Below are 19,286 nucleotides of genomic sequence, written 5' to 3'. Positions count from 1 at the left end.
TGCCGAAACCCGCTGGGGTTTGCCGCCGGGAAGCGGTTTCAGTTGTCGCCTTAATGCTTCGCATGCCGATGTCACAGCCGTCAGAGGGATGACTGATGCAGAACGCTCAAGCACAGGTGTTGCCGTTTCCCAAAACTCGGCGGCTTCCGGAGGGCCGCCAAGCCCAGCTAGAAAAGCTTCCGCTTTGTGTCGGCTTGAACGGTAGCTTGTTGGCGGCCGACCCTGTCGACGAATGTTTAGTTGGCCTATTGCGCCATAAACCGTTGGTGTTACTCCAGGCCGTTTGGCAAACGCGCGGCGAGCGTTCCGCACTCAGGCAGCGACTTGGGCAGGAATGCGAACTTGACGTGGCGAGTTTGCCTTTCAACACAGCCGTACTGCGCTATGTCGAGCAGCAGAAAGGTAACGGTCGCCGGGTCGTATTGGCGACGGCTATACATCGCACTGTCGCCGAACGCATCGCAGATCACCTGGGGGTTTTCGATGAGGTTCTCGCCGCCGATGCGTTGAATAGCGAAGAGAAGACAATAGCAGAGGCGCTTGTCGGTCGCTTCGGTGCCGGCGGTTACAGTTATATCGGCGCGGCCGAGTGCGATTTGCCGGTATGGGAAAGCGCGGCCGAGGCGCTTTTAGTAAATCCGTCCGGTCGCCTGGAAGCGAAAGCGCGAGCCGCGGCATTCGTAAGCTGTGTTTTCGGCAACCGCGACGGTCGCCTAACGAGTTTGCTGAAGGCGTTGCGCAGCGCCCAATGGGCGAAAAACCTCCTGGTATTCGTGCCGGCATTCGCTGCCGTGCCCTGGACCGACCCGGCGGCGATGCTTGCCGCCGCGTTCATGTTCGTAGCGTTTTGCCTGGCCGCGTCAGGCTCTTACATCATCAATGACTTAATCGATATCGCAGCAGATCGCCGCCATTCACGTAAACGAACGCGTCCTTTTGCCGGCGGCCAGCTTCCCTTGCGTTACGGCGTGTTAGGGCCTGCCTTCATAGGCGCCGGCATTTTACTCGCAGCTACATTGTCTTTGTTAGCCGGCTTGGCGATCGTCTTATTTGCCGGAATTGCTACCGCCTATTCCTTCTGGCTGAAGCGAAAGCCGCTGGCCGACGTGCTCAGCCTGGCGTCGTTGTATGCCGTTCGTCTGCTTGGCGGGGCGATCGCGTGCGGCCTTATGGTTTCGAGTTGGTTGGTGGTCGTCTCAGGGTTTTTGTTCCTCGCGTTGGCGTTGATTAAACGGGCTGCCGAACTGCAAGAAACCGATACGACTATCGCGGAGGGTCCGGCTCTTGGATACGGTTCGGCGAACGTAGGTAGGGTTTGCGCCATAGGCGTCTTCAGCAGCGTTATAGCGATTCTGGTGCTTGCGCTGTATATCGATAGCGCGGCACTTAGCGGAGTCTATCTGGAGCCGCTAAGCCTTTGGCTGGCGGTACCGGCGATGCTGTGTTGGCAATGCCGACTCTGGTTAGCGGCTACCCGCGGCACTATGCATACCGATCCGATCGTTTATACGGCGCGCGACCCCGTTTCATGGGGGTGTTTCGGCATCGTTGCCGTGGCGTATCTGATAGCTGTTGGTAGTATCGGCCTGCTTCCGGGGGCGAGTGCTCCGGCCTAACGGGCTTTTGGCGAACTTTCGTTAAGAGAACAAACGGTAAAGTCGGCAAGGCTAAGGGGTTAGCCTTAGTCTGAGCTTTATTCGGAATCCGCTCGGCGCGCTTGGCCTCGATAGGTATAAGTCATCGGTTTCAAGCGGCCGATATAGCCGGTTTCAAGCCTATCGATAACGAAACCGGCCTGGCGGAGCAAGTTGGCATGCGGGCGATCCAGCTGGCAACCGCCGGCACAACGGGACCAAAACGGAGTGAGCCGGTGCTGCCAGCGGGCGACGGCGTTGTCGTTCGACAGACCGTGTTCCACGAATAGAAACTGGCCATTGGGCTTAAGCACGCGGCGCGCTTGCGACAGCGCGGCCTTGATGTCGGGGATCGTGCACAGCGTCCAGGTCGACAAAACCGTATCGATCGAGCAATCCGGTAACGGAATGGCTTCCGCGCCAACCGGCAGAATCTCTACCGGAACCGCAGCCTCGGTAAGCCGGGTGCGCGCTAAGCGAATCATTCCAGGTTCCGGCTCCAGCGCGTAAACCCGGCTGACTAAGCGCGGCTCGTACAACGCCAAATTAAGCCCGGAGCCCGCCCCGAGTTCCAGCACGTTACCGCGCGCCTGCCTGACCACTTCCCGCCGATAGGCGTCGAGCATTGGCATTCGCATCGCGAAGTGGGTAAGGTAAGGAAGTAGGTAACGGTTATACACCTGCATCTTCGTTATACTCGCCAACTAGCGCCCGTTACTCGCTTCCGCAAATAGTGAGAGACAACTTGATCGAACTCAAGCTCCTGCCTGCGTTGGGCTAGTACTGTTGGCGTCAGGGTAAGGGCAAAGTCAGCCCGTTCAATGAAAGTATTGGGTTAAATCCCGCGCCTTTGAAATAGTTAGCAAGGATCTGTTTTCGATTCGCTTATGTTCGGACGCCATGCCATTACCATACTGCTACTGTTGGCGATGCTCGTAGGGGCTCCTGCGTCAGTGGTCATGGGTATGCCGATGGCGTCGGCTTCCGCTCAGGTCGAATCGCCTAGCGCCGAACATGTCCATGACGAACACGACTGCTGTGCGGGGGAGGCGGCGGCACAGGCGTGTTTCGACTGTGCCCCGTGTGCGCCCGGCCTTACCGGCACGCTAGGCACGCGCGTGCTGGCCGCCAAACAGGCAAACTTTTTCGTGCAAACCGCTTTTGTCACGCAAAATCCCACTCAAGACCCTCGACCTCCCAGATTTCGCCTCGTCTGAGTACGGCGGCTTATAAGCCGCGTTGACATCGCAATAGTGCCGTTCGTCTACGGCGCAGCGCGAGTACCTACGACGAGGATATATTCATGTTTCGATTCTGCCTGGGCAGGCTATCAGGCCTGCTCCTAGGCGGCGTTTTGCTAATGCCATTGCCAGGCATGACAGCATCGCCGCTGACACTCGACGAGGCGGAGCGGCTAGCGCTGGAGCGCGATCCGGCCGCCCTTCGTCACCGCGAGAATGCGCGGGCCCAGGAAGCAGCAGCCGACGCTGCCGGGCGGCTTCCCAATTTGATGCTTATCGGAGAGGCGATGAGCGTCCCCTTCGACGATGCCCTCGATAGCGACCCGATGACTCAGTTCAGCATTGGTGTGCGTCAATCCTTCCCGCGGGGGACAGCCGGCGCTTAGCCCGCGAACGGGAGCGTTCCTTTTCGCGCGGCGACTACGCGCGTGCCGAGGATGCAGAGCATCAAAGTCGGCAGCAGGTGCGGCAACTGTTTCTAGAACTGACGTACTTGCGCCAAGCCTCCGATGTCCTCGAGGAGAATAGGGGGTTATTCGAAAACCTAGTAGACCTGACGCAACGAGAATTCGCCGCCGGTACCACAAGCCAGCAAGATGTGTTGGAGGCGGAGCTGGAGCTACGGCGGCTAGAAGAGCGCATCAGTATCGTTCAGGAACAGCAAGCCCTGGCGCTTGCGGAGTTGGCGCGTTGGATAGGAGCGGAAGCGGCTCGGCGTCCGTTGAGCGACGAGCTGCCCGAACTGCCCGATCCGCCAAGGTACTTCTCAACCCACCCGATTTTGGATGCGGAACAAGCGCTTGTCGAGGCTAGCTTACATGCTGTCGAGTTGGCGCAGGAGGGCTATCGGCCGCAGTGGAGCGTCGAACTCGGCTACGGTTACGCCCCCGGCGGTATGACGGACAATTCCGGCAGTTTTTCCGGAATGGTAATGGTGGATTTGCCGCTGCTTTCCCGGGCGCGCGTTAACAGCGAAGTTGCTGCCGAGCGGCACCGTTATCTGGCTGCTCAACAGGCTTATATCGAACGTCAGCGGGCGCTGGGCAGCCAATGGGAGGGGGCGATGGGCCGTTGGCAGCAACTCTTGGAACGTGAGCGGCGTTACGAGCAGCGCTTATTGGAGCCGGCAAGGCGTAATGCCGAAGCTGCCGAACAGGCCTACCGGGCGGGGACAATACCGTTTCGCAGCCTGATCCGAGCACGCGTAACGGATTTGGAGACCCGACTGGAAGCTTTACGGGTGATGATCGAGCGCCGCCAGCTGCAAGCTGAGCTGCTTTACCTTGCCGGGGGACAAGCATTATGAAAGCCATCCATATCGTTCTGCTATTAAGCCTCGGCGCCGCAGTCGGCGGTGCCGCGAGCGTAGCCGTGCAGAAAGCGACGACGAACGCGGCATCCTCCGGCGGGGAGCGCGAGATTCTCTACTATCGAAATCCTATGGACCCCTCGATTACCTCGCCCGAACCGCGCAAGGACCACATGGGCATGGATTACGTGCCGGTCTATGCGGACAGCGCGGAAGCGGGGGACGGTGACGGCGTGCGGGTCGCGCCCGGTGTACTGCAAAGTATGAATGTACGGTTAGCCACGGTGGAACAGGGCGATTTGACCCGGCAGGTTCGCGCGGTGGGGTACGTCGATTTCGATGAAAGTGGTCTCTCGCATGTGCATCTGCGTACCGAGGCCTGGATCGAAGATCTGCGGGTGCGCACCACCGGCGAGCAAGTCGAGCGCGGGCAGGTGCTATTTAGAATGTATTCGCCGGCGCTGATCAATGCGCAGGAGGAGTTGTTGCAGGTTGTTCGGAGTGGCGCCGACCGAACGGCGGCTAGAGAGCGTCTGGCCGCCTTGGGCCTAAGCGCAGCGGATATACGCACGATCGAACAGGAAGGGCGGGTGCAGTCGTTGGTCCCTATGCGTGCCCGTCAACGGGGGAGCGTACAGGAGCTGAGTATTCGAGAAGGCATGCAGCTCGCGCCGGGGACAACCGCCATGGAGCTGGCCGATCTCTCGCGCGTCTGGCTGCTGGTCGATCTTTTCCCGGAGCAAGCGGCCGATGTACAGGTCGGTAGCGGGGCGGCGATTCGCATCAACGATATGAGCCTAAGCGGTACGGTCGATTTTATCTATCCGGCTTTAGACACGGCTACCCGTACCGTGCGTGCTCGAATCACACTTGATAACCCGGATGGTCGCCTCAGGCCGGGCATGTACGCCGACGTCGACCTCCAGGCGGGGACCGTCACGAATACGGTGCATGTTCCCGCGGAGGCGGTGATACGAACGGGTAGCCATAGCCGAGTGGTAGTGGCGCTGGGCGAGGGGCGGTTTGCCGGGCGAGCCGTTAAGCTCGGCCGCCGGTTCGGCGACCGCTTTGAGATTCGGGAAGGGCTTGAGGTTGGCGAGTCTGTTGTTGCCTCCGGTCATTTTCTGATCGACTCCGAATCCAACCTTGGTGCGGAGTTGCGCCGTATGGAAAAAGCCGGTCCACAGGACGAACCTCGGCAGGTCGTTTGGGCCGAGGGCAAGCTGATATCCATCGATCGCCAGGCCCACGAAATAAGGCTTGCCCATGAGCCCATACCCGAGCTGCAGTGGCCGGAGATGACGATGGATTTCTCCGTCGACGAAGCGGTGGCACTCGATGGATTTGCCGCCGGACAAGTCGTCCGCTTCCGGATGATCGAGGGTGGTGTGCTGGGGTACACGGTCACCGCTATAGAGCCGATTGACTAAGGAGGCGATTACGATGATCGAACGCATTATCCAGTGGTCGCTCGATAACCGGCTCTTGGTACTACTGCTGGCTCTGGTATTTATTGCCTGGAGCGTGTTCTCGGTACGACAAACACCCTTAGACGCGATTCCGGACTTGTCGGATGTTCAGGTAATCGTCCATACCGAGTTTCCGGGTCAGGCTCCGCAGGTTGTCGAGGATCAAGTGACTTACCCGCTGAGCACCGCGATGTTATCCGTACCGCGTGCCACCGATGTGCGCGGCTTTTCCATGTTCGGCGACTCTTACGTCTACATTTTGTTCGAGGATGGCACCGATCCTTACTGGGCCCGTTCTCGGGTACTTGAGTATCTGAGCCAAGTCGCGCCGGGGCTGCCCGAAGGTGCTCGCCCGGCTTTAGGGCCGGACGCAACCGGAGTCGGCTGGGTATATCAGTATGCGTTAGTCGATCGTAGCGGTCAGCATGATCTGGCCGAGCTACGTTCTCTGCAAGATTGGTTCTTAAAGTACGAGCTGCAAGCGATCGAAGGTGTCTCCGAGGTCGCTTCGCTCGGCGGGATGGTACGTCAGTATCAAGTGGTGCTCGACCCTGTGCGGGTGCGGGCTTATGGGCTGTCGCTGACTCAAGTGCGGGAGGCTATCCGCGGCGCGAATCAGGAAGCCGGAGGCTCGGTCGTCGAGATGGGCGAAGCCGAGTATATGGTGCGTTCGCGCGGTTATCTGCAAGGCGTAGAGGATATACGTAGCGTACCCGTGGGCCGCAGCGCGCAGGGGACGCCGGTGTTACTGGAGGACATTGCCGATATCCGAATCGGGCCGGCGCCGCGTCGCGGTCTTGCAGATTTGAATGGGGAAGGGGAAGTCGTCGGGGCGTTTATCGTGATGCGCCACGGCGAAAACGCCCTTGCCACAATTGAGCGGGTCAAACAACGCCTGGAGGAATTGCGGCCGAGTCTACCGCCGGGGGTCGAGATTGTAGAAACTTACGATCGCTCGACGTTAATCGAGGCCTCGGTACGAAATCTAGCCGAGAAACTGGTGCAGGAATTCCTGATTATCGCGCTGGTATGTCTGGTGTTCCTGCTGCATCTGCGTTCCGCCTTGGTGGCTATCGTCAGCCTGCCTATCGGTATCTTGGCAGCGTTGATGATTATGCAGTGGCAAGGTATCAACGCCAACATCATGTCGCTAGGAGGGATTGCCGTTACGATCGGCGCGATGGTAGATGCCGCGATTGTGATGGTGGAAAACCTACATAAACGGTTAGAAAGGGCTCCCCCCGGCGAAGAGCGCTGGACGACTGTGGCCGCTGCTGCCAAGGAAACCGGGCGGCCGATCTTCTTTGCTTTGTTAATCATCGTGGTTAGCTTCTTGCCGCTGTTCACGCTGCAAGGCCAGGAAGGTCGCATGTTCCAACCGTTGGCGTTCACCGGTACTTATGCCATGGCTGCCGCCGCCGGCTTGGGGATTACTTTGGTTCCGGTGTTGATGGGATATCTGGTGCGCGGGCGGATTCGGCCGGAGTCGAAGCATCCGATCAGCCGCGCCTTGATCGGCGCGTATCGTCCCGTGCTGATGGCGCTGTTGCGCTACCCCTGGACAACCGTTGCGGTGACGGGAGTGCTGGCCCTGAGCGCGCTTTACCCTGCCACGCGACTGGGCAGCGAGTTTATGCCCGAGATCGACGAGGGCGACTTAATGTATATGCCGTCGTTGGAGCCGAGCGCGTCGATCGGAACGGTGCGCGAGTTTCTCCAGTATACGGATCGGGCCATCATGAGTGTGCCGGAAGTCGAGCAGGTATTCGGTAAGGCCGGCCGAGCCGAAACCGCGACGGACCCTGCGCCGCTGGGGATGCTGGAGACCGTCATCCGCTTCAAACCCCGCGACCAATGGCGGCCGGGTCTGACCAAGGACGACTTGATTCGGGAACTCGACCAAGCGGTATCCATCCCAGGCGCCAATAACGTTTGGGTACAACCGATCAAGACTCGCATCGATATGCTCTCCACCGGGATTCGCTCTGCGGTGGGCATCAAAGTGGCGGGCCCGGATCTCGCCGTCATCGAGCAAATCGGCCGCAATATCGAACAGGCCTTGGCCGATGTGGAGGGCACGGTATCCGCGCGTGCCGATCGCACGGCGACGGGCCGCTATATCGAAGTCGAGATCGACCGCCGGACGGCAGCACGTTACGGGGTTAACGTCGCCGAGTTGCAAACAGTCATCCAAACCGCAGTCGGTGGTATGACGGTGGGCGAAACCGTAGAGGGGCGGGAGCGCTACCCGATCAGCATCCGCTATCCGCAAGATTGGCGGGACTCCATAGAAAGCCTGAGAGAGTTGCCGGTGGTTACCGCCGAGGGCGAGCAGCTGCCCTTACATCGCTTGGCCGCCGTTGAACTGGTCGATGGGCCGGCAATGATCCGGACCGAGAATGCCCGCCTGAATGGCTGGGTCGTTGTCGATATCCGTGGCCGCGATCTTGGCTCCTATGTCGCAGAGGCGCAAGTCGTGGTGCGAGACCAGGTTGAGCTGCGGCCGGGTACTCGATTCGGTGGTCGGGTCAGTACGAGCATATGGAGCGGGCCAAGGAACGCCTGACGTTGGTTGTGCCTGTCACGGTCGTACTGATCTTCCTGCTCTTGTACCTCTGCTTCCGCAATGGTACCGAGGCCTTGATGTTGATGGGGGCACTCCCGTTTGCGGCGGTTGGCGGCGTTTGGCTGCTTTATGCCATGAGTTTCCAAATGTCGGTTGCCGTGGCTGCGGGCTTTATCCTGCTACTGGGATTAGCTGCCGAGTTCGCCGTCGTCATGCTGATGTACATCAAGGGCGCCGTCGAGCAAAAGCGGCCGGCCACGCGTCGCGAATTGGAACAAGCCGTTATTGAAGGCGCCGTCCTGCGCGTGCGTCCCAAGGCAATGACGGCGCTCACGGTGGTGCTAGGCCTCATGCCCTTACTGCTTGCCGGTGGGCCGGGGTCGGAAGCGATGCAGCGCATCGCCGCGCCGATGATCGGCGGGATGATCACCGCACCGTTGGTTTCGCTGTTACTCCTGCCGGTTCTGTACTGGCTCTGGCAGCGTCGTCGCTATCCCGAGACGGGCGCCACCGAATAAGTTGCCGCCCCCCATTACCTACGACTATGAGGAAAATGCCAATGAAATCCTACCTTAACCTGATCGGCGCGCTAGCTATGACCGTCGGACTCGCGGCGCCGGCGGCCTGGGCCGACAACGCTCATCGACATGGCCATCAACATCACCAGCATGACGCGCAAAGCGTGGCGGTAACAGCGCAGGGGATAGGGGAAGTGCGCGCCATTGGAAAGAACGGTACAAGCCTTGTGATGCATCATGAGCCGATGCCGGAGCTGAACTGGCCCGCCATGGTCATGCGGTTTGCGGTGGCTGATGCCGAACTGACGGAAGGGCTTGGTGTTGGCGATAAGGTTTCCTTCCGCATCAGAGAAGTGAGCGAAGGCGAGTTCGAAATCGATCGTCTCGCCCCGTTGGAGTAGCCGTAATGGCCGATCCGGCCTAGCAGGCTTGTGCTACTAAGCCGGATCGGCCGCCCCGCCTCATAGGCTCGGTGTTCCCAGAGAATCTAAGCCCTGGGAAACGCCGCAAGACAAGGGGGCTTTGGGGAAAACCGATTTTTCGTTTTCTATCAAAGCCTAGCTCTAGATTCCTTAGGCGCTATGGAGAACCGGCGCTTGTAGGCCGTGGCGAAGTTGGCGGCACTGTTGTAGCCGGCAATCTCCGCCGCTTCGGCAACGCTTACGCCGCCTTGTTCCAGCGCAGCTCTCGCCCGCTGTAGATTCTGTTCTCGTAGATAATCGAACACCGTTAAGCCGAATGCCGCTTTAAAATGTCGCTGTAGCGTATTAACGCTGACGTTTACTTGCGCGGCAAGCTTGGGCAAAGAGGCAGAGGCGGCTTCGCCGCTATCCAGATACTCCCGTAACGAGAGCATGCGCCGATAATCGCGCGGTTTGAGACGCGTAGGCATTTGCACGGGTTGCCGACCGAGTTGCGATAAGGCCTCGGCGGCGAGTTCGATCGCCCGACTCTCCAGGTACATACGCTCCAATAGGGGAGTGAGCGCGGCAGGCTGAAGCATTTGCCCGGCTAAAGCAATGGCGCGGGGAGACGGCTGCCATTCGGCGATCGTCAAACGACGTCGATAAAGTCTTCCTAACTCGCTATCGGTCAAAAGGTTATGACTGTCTTGTGCGAGCCACGATTTACTTAATAGGATGCTGACTTTCCGTTCCCGGTTGCCGGCTCGCGCTTGGCGCCGGAAGCGTACGGGGTCGGTTAGCGATATCAGCACACCTCGCGGATTCTCTTTACCGTTGGAAAGTGTGCCTCTTAACTTAAGCGGTCGGTTATCAAAAAAGATATCCGCCTCGCTGCGGAGAATCAGCTCGATACTAAGTACGGGGTGGAGTAGCAGTTCTATCTTGGTATCCGCCAAGTCGCACAGATCGGCGCAGTGCACGAGCAAGCCGTCCCTTAGCTTGGCTGCCCGCAAGGTCCCGCTGAATATCGAGCTTTCAGGGCGGGAGCCGCTTATTTCATAGCCGGATCCAAATGTCTCCCCGCTTAGCTTGACCTGCTCGCCGCTCAATGCTCGCCCGCGCGGCTCGTCGTTTCCCCTATTCAAGTTGAGCATTCCACAAACTTCTCCTGTGATTCGGCAAATTTCTTTTGTGTCGGCTTGTGAAATACTAGCCCCATCATCTTTAAATGCAAATGCTTCTCACTATCATAGTTGTCGGATAAGGACTACAGGCAGAGTTTGTCAGCGGAATCAGGAGGTGCTCAGTGGAGCGGCAGGAAGGGAGTGGCAACGAGGTCTTCGCCGGCAAATGTGCCTTAGTAACCGGAGCTTGGGGAGGTATAGGATCGGCTGTGGTAGAGCGGCTAATGCAACTCGGAGCGACGGTTATTGCAGCCGATGTGCATAAGCGCGAACCGGCCGACTGCGGCGATATGGCGCGCTGCGGAGGCAGCATCGTCTCGGTCGCACTTGACGTTAGCAACAGTGCGGCCGTTGAGCGGGCGGTGGGCGAGATTGAAGCGACGTGGGGAAATATCGATTTTCTTGTTCATGTCGCGGGGATATTGCGGCCTGGCTCCTTACTGGAGACGAGCGACGAGGATTGGCAAGAGAGCTTCGCGGTTAATGCGGCCGGCACCTTTAATACGGTGCGCGCAGTCGCGCGCCAGATGATGCCGCGTCGGCAGGGTGCGATGGTGGCGATAGGTTCGAATGCTGCCGCTGTACCCAGGCTTCACATGGCGGCTTATGCCGCGTCCAAAGCTGCAATGAGCCAGTTTATTCGCTGTGCCGGGTTGGAGCTGGCGCCGTATGGAATTCGCTGCAACTTAGTTTCTCCTGGTTCGACCGATACCGCTATGCAGCAAACACTTTGGCAGGACGCTGCGGGTAGGGCGGCCGCTGTGCAGGGCTGCCTCGGTAGCTTTCGTAACGGTATTCCTCTGGGCCGTATCGCGGTGCCGGAAGACGTTGCCGACGCCGTTGTTTTTCTACTCTCCGAAAAGGCCAGGCATGTCACGCTACATGATCTTCGCGTGGACGGAGGTGCAAGCCTAAGTGCCTGATCGCTTTGGTTGTTCAAGCGCGAAACAAAGGATTGGTATGAGTACGATAACGCAAGGCAAACGCTATGACGCTAACGACCGGGGGGAAGACGTGTTCTCCGCGGTCGGCGAAAACTTAAGCTACTACTTTGCTTCGCCGGGACAAACCTGGATCGGCGAGGGCATCCGAGAGTCGATAACTATACCCTGGAATAAGCAAAGCGCCGCAGAGTTGCAGAACACTCTCGCATGGCGACTCGCCCCTTCGGAGCTCGCGGTGGGTGCTTTGCCGTTCGAACGTGACGCAGACGTCGCACTCTTTGTGCCGGAGACATTGCGTTGCATGCTTCCGGCAGCGGAATTTGTCCGTAGCCTGCTAATCCCGCCGGTTACCCATACCATTGAGGAGTGTCGGTCGGACCCGGCTTGTTTCCTCGAAGGGGTTGAGCAGGCCTTGATGCTTATCGAGCAAGGGGCTTTGAGCAAGATTGTATTATCCCGGGCACTCGATCTTAAGCTGGATCGGGAGGTTGCGCTGGCGGCTGTGCTTAAACGCCTTACCCAGCAAAACCGCTCCGGCTATACCTATGCGTTGCAGCTTCCGTTTAGAGAGGGAGAGCAGACCCCGCGAACGCTGTTCGGTGCAAGTCCGGAACTCCTGATATCGCGCCACGGCAATCACGTCACCAGCAACCCCTTAGCCGGCTCCTTGCCGCGTACTGGTTGCCCGATTCAAGACCAGCGTAGAGCAACAGCCTTGTTGGCCTCCGATAAAGACCGGCGCGAGCATGCCATCGTTGTCGCTGCCGTCGAGGAGGCTTTACGTCCCTATTGCGCCTCCCTAGTCGTACCGGCTCAACCCAGTGTCGTGTTTACCGACAGCATGATGCATCTATCGACCCGAATCGCCGGCACCTTGACTCGACCGCATGTTTCCACCTTGGAGTTGGTATACGCACTGCACCCGACTCCTGCTGTGTGCGGTTATCCGACCGAGCCTGCGCGGCGCGCCATCAAAGCGCTGGAGCCGTTCGATCGGGGTGCGTTTACCGGTGCTATCGGGTGGTTGGACGCTAAAGGTAATGGCGAATGGGCGGTCACCATCCGCTGTGCCGAGTCCGCCGGTCGGGCGCTGAGGTTATTTGCCGGTGCCGGCATTGTGGCCGGATCGACGCCTCAGCAGGAATTGGCCGAGACGAGTTCGAAATTACGCACGATGTTGGTGGCGTTAGGGGTCGAGCAACTGCTGGAAGAGGTGTGGCGATGACAAACAGTATAGGGCAACAGCTTGAAGAACAAGCGTTTACGCCATGGCCGGCTGTGTTTGGCGACTATTATCGAGAGGCCGGCTATTGGACTGGGGAGACACTAGGAAGCTTTCTGCGCGCACGCGCTGCCCGCTTTGGCGATCGTATCGCGCTCGTAGACCAGGAGCGTCGCTGGAGTTACCGCGAGCTGGACGAGCGTGCCGACCGGCTGGCGGCGGGGTTGCGCGGTTTGCCTATTAAGCGGAATGATAAGGTTGTCGTCCAGCTGCCTAATGTTGCAGAGTTTTTTGCGATTTGTTTCGCCTTGTTTCGATTAGGCGCTCAGCCGGTATTGGCGTTGCCAACGCATAGACGCTCCGAGATCGTCAGCTTCTGCGAGCAGACAGGAGCGGTTGCGTATATCGTTCCGGACATAGAGGGCGGGTTCGATTATCGGCAGCTCGCTTATGAAGTCCAGGCGCGTTGCCCGGCTTTGCGTCACGTTATAGTGCTGGGCGAGGCCGAAGAGTTTATTCCGTTTGCCAGCTTGTATGCCGTTGCAAGCTCCTTTCCGGAACCGGCTGCGGACACCGTAGCCTTCTTTCAGTTGTCCGGCGGCAGTACGGGTACCCCAAAGCTTATTCCGCGCACCCATGACGACTACCTCTACAGCGTGCGAGCGAGCGCGGAGCTATGCAGGCTAGGTGCCGATAGCGTTTGTCTAACCGTACTCCCTGTCGCTCATAACTTCCCCCTCAGCTCTCCCGGCAGCCTAGGCATCTTGCATGCGGGCGGCAGAGTCGTCCTGGCCCGGCATCCAAGCCCGGATGTGGCGTTTCCGCTTATCGAGCGGGAAGCGGTCACTTTAACAGCGCTCGTCCCGCCGCTGGCGCTTCTTTGGATGGAGGCGGTCGAGCATCGGCGAGAGGATTTATCCAGTCTTCGATTACTACAAGTCGGCGGAGCGAAGTTCAGCGCCGAGGCGGCCAAGCGGGTGACGCCCAAGCTTGGGTGCCGATTGCAGCAAGTGTTTGGCATGGCCGAAGGGCTGGTTAACTACACGCGTTTGGACGACCCCGACGAGCTGATCATCAACACACAAGGCAGGCCGCTGTCGGCAGACGATGAAATCCGTGTGGTGGACGACGAGGACAAGGACGTCCCGCCGGGTGCGGTCGGTCATTTACTTACCCGGGGGCCGTACACGATCAGGGGCTACTACAAGACAGCGGCGCATAACGCGCGAGCATTTACCGTCGACGGCTTTACCGAACCGGCGATCGCGTTCGCTTGACCGACGAAGGTTATCTCATCGTCGAAGGGCGGGCGAAAGATCAGATTAACCGCGGCGGCGAAAAATCGCGGCGGAGGAAGTCGAGAATCATCTGCTAGCCCACCCCGATATTCACGATGCGGCGGTGGTCGCCATGCCCGACGAACACCTCGGCGAGCGTAGCTGCGCCTTCCTGATTTTTCGCCGTAAGGCTGTCATGCCGGAGCGGGCGTTGCGGGAGTTTCTTCGCCAAAGCGGACTGGCGAGCTACAAAATCCCGGACCTCTTCCAAGCGGTTAGCGCCTTTCCGCTCACTGCCGCCGGCAAAACCAGCAAACGGCAGTTGCGCGAGCTGGCGGCCGAGTATGCAAACCACACGGCCTCCCGGCAGGCATCTTAAACGCACTCAGAGGAATGACGTGGCTTATGGCTATACCCAAAATCTATTCGTATCGACTCGCCGATGCCCAACCGACCGTTGCCAATAAGGTCGATTGGCCGCTCGACAAAAAGCGTGCAGCACTGCTGGTACACGACATGCAGCGTTATTTTCTTGGGTTCTTCGACCAAGAAAAAGCGCCGGTTCCCGAGCTCGTAGATCACTGTCGACGCTTGATCGCGGCCGCGCGAGAACGCCAGATTCCGATAGTTTATACGCTCCAGCCTGGCGATCAGCCAGCCGAACAACGGCGCTTGTTGACCGATTTCTGGGGCCGAGGACTGGAAGCGAAGCCGGAACAAACCGAGGTCGTCGCCGGATTGGCACCAATGCCGGGCGACCGTTTACTGACCAAGTGGCGCTATTCCGCCTTCCAGCGTTCATCGCTGCGGCAGGATCTAACGGAATGGGGGCGAGACCAACTCGTCATTGTGGGCGTCTACACGCATATCGGCATCCAAACCACTGCTTTGGACGCTTTTATGCAGGATATTCAGACCACCGTGGTCTCCGATGCGGTGGCCGATTTCAGTCGCAGCGAACATCAGCATGCCTTGAACTATATCGCGACGCGTTGCGGCCAAGTCCTAACAACGCAACAGGTTATCAACGCCTGGAAAGACGAGGCAGAGGCTTTCGGTTACAACTGGTTACTGCAAGAACTGGCGACTGTCATGCGGGTATCGGTGGTGCAGCTTAGCTCGGAGACGCACTTAATCGACGCCGGTTTAGACAGCATACAAGCGATGCGGCTTGTCGAGCGTTGGCAGCGGCAAGGCTTAAACGTCAGCTTCCCGCGCCTGGCGGAAGACCCGACCGTTGCGGGTTGGTGGCGAGCGATTCGGGAGGCGGATCGTGCCGCAGCCTAAGCCGCTTCGCCGAGTTTTCACGCAGGCGCAGCTCGGCCTTTGGTTAAGCCAGCAACAGGCAGCGCAACCGGCCCTGTATAACACAGCGGAATATGTATGCCTTGACGGTCCGCTGGATTTGCCGCGTTTTCGACGCGCGGCCGAGCAGGCCTTGCAGGAAGCCGAAGGGTTGCACGTCGTCATCGACGACAGCGGCGATGTGCCGGAACAGCGCCGGAGCCTCGTTTCAACGGCCTTAGAGCGGGTCGATGTCAGCGCTGATGCCAAACCGGAGGATGCCGCCAACGCCTGGATGCGCGAACGGGTAGCGCGAACGGTAAATTTTAAGACCGGGCCATTGGTTTGCCACGCACTAATCCGCTTGTCCGCCGAGCGGCATTATTGGTTTCTCTCCATTCATCATTTGTTGATCGATGGGTACGGTTATCAATTACTGCAACAGCGGGTGGCTGAGCTTTACCGCACACCCGAGGCACCGCCGGCCTTCGGTCCGCCAGAAGCGGTTTTCGAAGAGGATGCGGCCTACCAGGCAAGCACTGCCCGAGACGCCGATCAGGCATTTTGGGCGGAGAAACTGGCGGGGCTGGCAACGCAAACGCCACGGTTATCGACGCGGCCGCCGACAGCCTCTCATCAGTTGTTAAATGCGCGAGCGCATCTTGAAGCCGACGAATTCGAGGCACTCAAAGCGCAGGCGGAGTCGTCCGACACCCATTGGACGGACTGGATTTACGCGGCATCCGCCTTGCTCGTACATACCTATACAGGTGCCCGAGACATACCGCTTGGGATGGCCGCGATGGGGCGCCTTGGGTCTAAAACCGCCCGGGTGCCCGCGCTGGTGATGAATCTGAGCCCGTTGCGGGTGTCGCTGCCGGCAGGCGCTACCGGCGCTCAACTGAGCCGAGCAGTGCGCGAAGAACTGCGCGATTGCCGCCCCCACTTACGCTATCGCTATGGCCATCTTTTACGCGATAGCGGCTATCTAGCCCCCGAACGGCGGCTCTTCGCGCTTGTTGTGAATGTCCTGCCGTTTGATTTCTCGCTGGATTTCGGTGCCGTCAAAGCCCGCTCTCGGAGCGTGTCCAGCGGCGGTCATGACGATCTTAGCGTGACGGTACAACCGCGAGGCGAGGGCGGAAGGTTACAGATCGACATCGGCGCCAGCCCCGCCGTCTATCAACGCGAGGCGGTAGAGCAGTTTCTCGCCACGTTACTGACAGTATTGCGGTCTTTGATAAAAGACCCGGCGCAGCCGCAGGTCGAAGCCGCCGCTCTACCCCTGCTATCGGGGCCACCACTGGCAATCCCGGCCGAAGACGTCTCGCAACTGCTGGTTTCGCATGCCTATGCCACGCCCGAGCAGATAGCCTTGATCGACGGCGAGCGACAGTGGTCCTATCGCGCTTTATTGCAAGCCGTGCTCCGACGTCAATCGGCACTACGTGCATGCGGCCTCGATGCGGGGCAACGGGTCGCGTTAGCGCTGCCGCAAGGCAGCGATGCCATCGTTGCCGTGCTGAGCGTGTTAGGTATAGGTGCGACCTATATTCCTTTAGATCCGAACGCGCCGACGGCGCGCCAAACGCAGGTGCTAAAAGATGCCGCGCCCGCAGCCTTGATCGTCGGCGACGCCGAAGCGGTGCCCGATTGGCAGGGCCCGGTCTGGCGCTGGGACTGTCTTGACTCGCCGACACAGGATACGCCTGCCGCGCGGTATTGCTCCGACACAGCGGCCTATCAGATCTACACCTCCGGCAGTACCGGAACGCCGAAAGGGGTCATCGTTAGCCGCCGTGCGTTGGCGCATTTTGTCGCGAGCGCGCGGCAGTGTTATGGGCTAAGGGCCGACGACCGAGTGTTGCACTTCGCCCCGTTGCATTTCGACGCCAGTGTCGAAGAGATCTTCGGCGCACTCGGTAGCGGTGCGACGCTAGTGGTCCGCGACGGCAGCGCCACGCGCTGTCTGGCGACCTTTACCGAGCGTTTGCATACCTGGGGGATCACGGTACTCGATCTGCCTACCGCCTTTTGGCATGAGTGGAGCCTGGCGTTGGCACAGCATAAGCTTAGCTTTCCCGCAAGCTTGCGGCAGGTCATCATCGGCGGCGAGGCCCTTTACCCGGAACAGCGACAGCTTTGGTTCGAGCTCCCGGGTGCCTGCCCGCTCTGGAATACCTATGGCCCCAGCGAAGCCACTGTCGTTGCCACGGCGCAGCGTTTGACGGGGAGGCGTGATCCGGTATCGATAGGGCAGCCTTTGCCAGGCGTTCAAGCTTGGGTCCGAAACGACAGCGGCGAGCCGTGTCAGCCGGGCACAGCCGGAGAGTTGATGCTCTGCGGCCCGACCTTGTCGTCGGGCTACCACAACTTAAGCCGACAAACGGCAGAGCGCTTCGTCAAAGCGCTGCCGTTTGTTGGGGCACCACGGAGTTATGCCAGCGGCGATCTTGTGCGACAGGAAACGGATGGAAGTCTGTCGTATCTGGGCCGAGTCGACGACGAAATTAAGATCAGCGGCCACCGGGTGACACCCGGAGAGGTCGAGGCCGCGCTGTTAGCGCTTGACGATGTGCAACAAGCCGCGGTGCTGGGCATGCAAACGGGGGTAGGCGAAAAATATTTGACGGCATTTCTCGTAACCCGCCGGCGGCTCGAGGCCGTCGAACTCAGGCGGCAGCTGGCCAATAAGCTGCCGCCGCCGCTTATTCCTTCGTCTTACCATCAAGTAACCGCGCTACCTAAGACGTCGACCGGCAAGGTCGACCGGCAAGCCTTGCAGGCACTGGCACGGCAACACCTCTCGCAGGCGCCTGATATCGGCTTCGAGAGCGGTACGGAAGCGAAAGTGCGGCAAGTCTGGCAGACCGTACTGGGCCTTACCGAGATCGAGCGGGACGCCGATTTCTTCGCGCTGGGCGGCCAGTCGCTGCAATGCCTACAAGTGGCTAACCGGCTCAGCAAGTTATTGGGTAAGACGGTGGAGATTCCGCTGCTGTTCAGTCACCCCCGTCTCAAGGATTTGGCGCAAGCCCTTGATAGGGAAGCGGACTCCAAGCAGGCGGGATGGCCCCTTTTCGTAACCGAGGCGCAGGGGCCGGAGCGCGTTTACCGGCAACCCCAAGGCCGTTTGCGTGCCGTTCTGTTGACCGGCGCGACAGGCTTCCTAGGTACCGAGTTACTGACCATTCTCCTGCAAGAAACGCCAATAGGGATTTACTGCCTGGTGCGCGCAGACAGCGAGAGGGCGGGCCTGGAGCGTCTCAAGCGTGCCGTGCAGGAGCAGGGCGGCTCTTGGCAGCCGCATTGGGAGGAGCGCCTGCACGTGGTCGTTGGCGATGTCGCCAAAGCCCGCCTTGGTTTGACGCAACCGCAATGGCAAACGCTCGCCGACGCGGTGGATGCCGTCATTGCCAATGCGGCGCAAGTAAGCGTCATGCGCGACTACCAAAGCCTGCGGGCGGCCAACGTCGACGGCACTCAGCATTTGTTGGATTTGGCCGCCGTCGGAACCGCTAAGCGTTTTCAATTTATCTCGACCTTAGCCACTCTGCCGTCAGCCGAGTTGGCTCCCGTCGCCGCACCATGCGCCTATGCCGCTCACGCGGGTTTGCAGGATGGTTACCAGCAAAGTAAGTGGGTCGCGGAACAGCGGGTTTATGGCGCTATCGCCCAAGGTTTAGCCGCCGAAGTGTTCCGGATCGGGAGGATAACGCCGGCCAGTCGCGGGGGAAATCCGAATGCGCAGGATCTTTTATGGCGGATTATCGGTGCCGGGCTTAAGCACCGGCTGCTCCCGGCGCTCGATTTCGCGGAAATCTGGACGCCGGTCGATTACGTCGCGCACGTCATCGTACGGCAGTTGTTCGAGCCCCTGAGCGCCGATACCTGGCATCTCACTCCCTATCCACCGGTTCCCATCGCCGAGGTCTACGACTGGTTGCGCAGCAGCGGCTATGAGTTTGCCATCACCTCGTTACCGGAGTGGTTGCAGTGTCTTACGCAAGGCGATCAACACGATCAGACGCTTGCAGCATTCTTCGAACAAAGACGTAACAGTACGCCGGCTATGCCGGGTCGGTTCGAACCGCCTCCGTTCAATCCGCGCTGGCATAGCCGTTTACAGCCGATAGCTAAGCCCGACCGGCAGCGCTTTCAGCGCAGTCTCGCGCAAGCGGCCATGCAAGGGATGATCGTGCAATCCGGCGCAGTACCGGAAGTCGGTGTCTAA

General features: G+C 59.6%; 14 protein-coding genes and 1 pseudogene. 13 read left to right on the top strand and 2 right to left on the bottom strand.

Features of this window, described 5'->3' with window-relative positions; all coding sequences use genetic code 11:
• Positions 1–95: 95 nt before the first annotated feature.
• Positions 96–1,616 (top strand): UbiA family prenyltransferase, encoded by a 1,521-nt coding sequence (locus CAI21_RS11285; protein WP_116302381.1) that lies wholly within the window; start codon positions 96–98, stop codon positions 1,614–1,616.
• Between the two features lie 77 nt (positions 1,617–1,693).
• Here the strand turns inward: CAI21_RS11285 and CAI21_RS11280 are convergent, their stop codons facing one another.
• On the bottom strand, positions 1,694–2,320 hold the full coding sequence (locus CAI21_RS11280) for a class I SAM-dependent methyltransferase (RefSeq protein WP_116302380.1): 627 nt from the start codon (positions 2,318–2,320) through the stop codon (positions 1,694–1,696).
• Between the two features lie 201 nt (positions 2,321–2,521).
• On the opposite strand from CAI21_RS11280, the gene CAI21_RS11275 reads away from it, so the two are divergent.
• The 6 genes and pseudogenes from CAI21_RS11275 (at position 2,522) to CAI21_RS11250 (ending at position 9,138) form a co-directional block, all read left to right on the top strand.
• A complete protein-coding gene (locus CAI21_RS11275; RefSeq protein ID WP_116302379.1) occupies positions 2,522–2,851 on the top strand; it encodes a hypothetical protein in 330 nt (109 codons plus the stop codon).
• Positions 2,852–2,937: 86 nt separating this feature from the next.
• Complete coding sequence (locus CAI21_RS11270) at positions 2,938–3,261, top strand: hypothetical protein (protein ID WP_116302378.1); 324 nt, start codon at positions 2,938–2,940, stop codon at positions 3,259–3,261.
• A 77-nt stretch (positions 3,262–3,338) separates the two neighbouring features.
• Positions 3,339–4,181 carry a TolC family protein gene (locus CAI21_RS11265; protein ID WP_116302377.1) on the top strand — a complete coding sequence of 281 codons (843 nt, stop codon included), beginning with the start codon at positions 3,339–3,341 and terminating at the stop codon, positions 4,179–4,181.
• The gene (locus CAI21_RS11260) at positions 4,178–5,614 is read left to right on the top strand and encodes an efflux RND transporter periplasmic adaptor subunit (RefSeq protein WP_116302376.1); all 1,437 of its coding nucleotides are present in this window, start codon (positions 4,178–4,180) and stop codon (positions 5,612–5,614) included. Before CAI21_RS11265 ends, CAI21_RS11260 begins: the two co-directional genes overlap by 4 nt.
• A 13-nt stretch (positions 5,615–5,627) precedes the next feature.
• Positions 5,628–8,737 (top strand): annotated as a pseudogene (locus tag CAI21_RS11255) (efflux RND transporter permease subunit).
• Positions 8,738–8,778: 41 nt separating this feature from the next.
• Complete coding sequence (locus CAI21_RS11250) at positions 8,779–9,138, top strand: copper-binding protein (protein WP_181919381.1); 360 nt, start codon at positions 8,779–8,781, stop codon at positions 9,136–9,138.
• 149 nt (positions 9,139–9,287) lie between these two features.
• On the opposite strand, the gene CAI21_RS24850 is transcribed toward CAI21_RS11250, so the two are convergent.
• On the bottom strand, positions 9,288–10,295 hold the full coding sequence (locus tag CAI21_RS24850; protein WP_116302374.1) for a helix-turn-helix domain-containing protein: 1,008 nt from the start codon (positions 10,293–10,295) through the stop codon (positions 9,288–9,290).
• 152 nt (positions 10,296–10,447) lie between these two features.
• On the opposite strand from CAI21_RS24850, the gene CAI21_RS11240 reads away from it, so the two are divergent.
• The 6 genes from CAI21_RS11240 (at position 10,448) to CAI21_RS11220 (ending at position 19,286) form a co-directional block, all read left to right on the top strand.
• The gene (locus CAI21_RS11240; protein WP_116302373.1) at positions 10,448–11,248 is read left to right on the top strand and encodes a 2,3-dihydro-2,3-dihydroxybenzoate dehydrogenase; all 801 of its coding nucleotides are present in this window, start codon (positions 10,448–10,450) and stop codon (positions 11,246–11,248) included.
• A 37-nt stretch (positions 11,249–11,285) separates the two neighbouring features.
• Positions 11,286–12,494, top strand: coding sequence for an isochorismate synthase (locus tag CAI21_RS11235; protein WP_116302372.1), 1,209 nt, complete (start codon positions 11,286–11,288; stop codon positions 12,492–12,494).
• Positions 12,491–13,768, top strand: a complete 1,278-nt coding sequence (locus CAI21_RS11230; RefSeq protein ID WP_309544951.1) for a (2,3-dihydroxybenzoyl)adenylate synthase — start codon at positions 12,491–12,493, stop codon at positions 13,766–13,768. Before CAI21_RS11235 ends, CAI21_RS11230 begins: the two co-directional genes overlap by 4 nt.
• A gap of 133 nt (positions 13,769–13,901) precedes the next feature.
• On the top strand, positions 13,902–14,147 hold the full coding sequence (locus CAI21_RS25595; RefSeq protein WP_309544950.1) for a hypothetical protein: 246 nt from the start codon (positions 13,902–13,904) through the stop codon (positions 14,145–14,147).
• 26 nt (positions 14,148–14,173) lie between these two features.
• Positions 14,174–15,055: an isochorismatase gene (locus tag CAI21_RS11225; RefSeq protein WP_116302371.1), complete on the top strand. Its 882-nt coding sequence runs from the start codon at positions 14,174–14,176 to the stop codon at positions 15,053–15,055.
• The gene (locus CAI21_RS11220; RefSeq protein ID WP_181919380.1) at positions 15,042–19,286 is read left to right on the top strand and encodes a non-ribosomal peptide synthetase; all 4,245 of its coding nucleotides are present in this window, start codon (positions 15,042–15,044) and stop codon (positions 19,284–19,286) included. The genes CAI21_RS11225 and CAI21_RS11220 overlap by 14 nt, the downstream gene beginning before the upstream one ends.

Source organism: Alkalilimnicola ehrlichii (assembly GCF_003399765.1).
In the GTDB taxonomy this organism is placed as follows: Bacteria; Pseudomonadota; Gammaproteobacteria; order Nitrococcales; family AK92; genus AK92.
The sequence above is the reverse complement of the archived record's forward strand: the minus strand, read 5'-3'. Positions and strand labels throughout refer to the sequence as shown.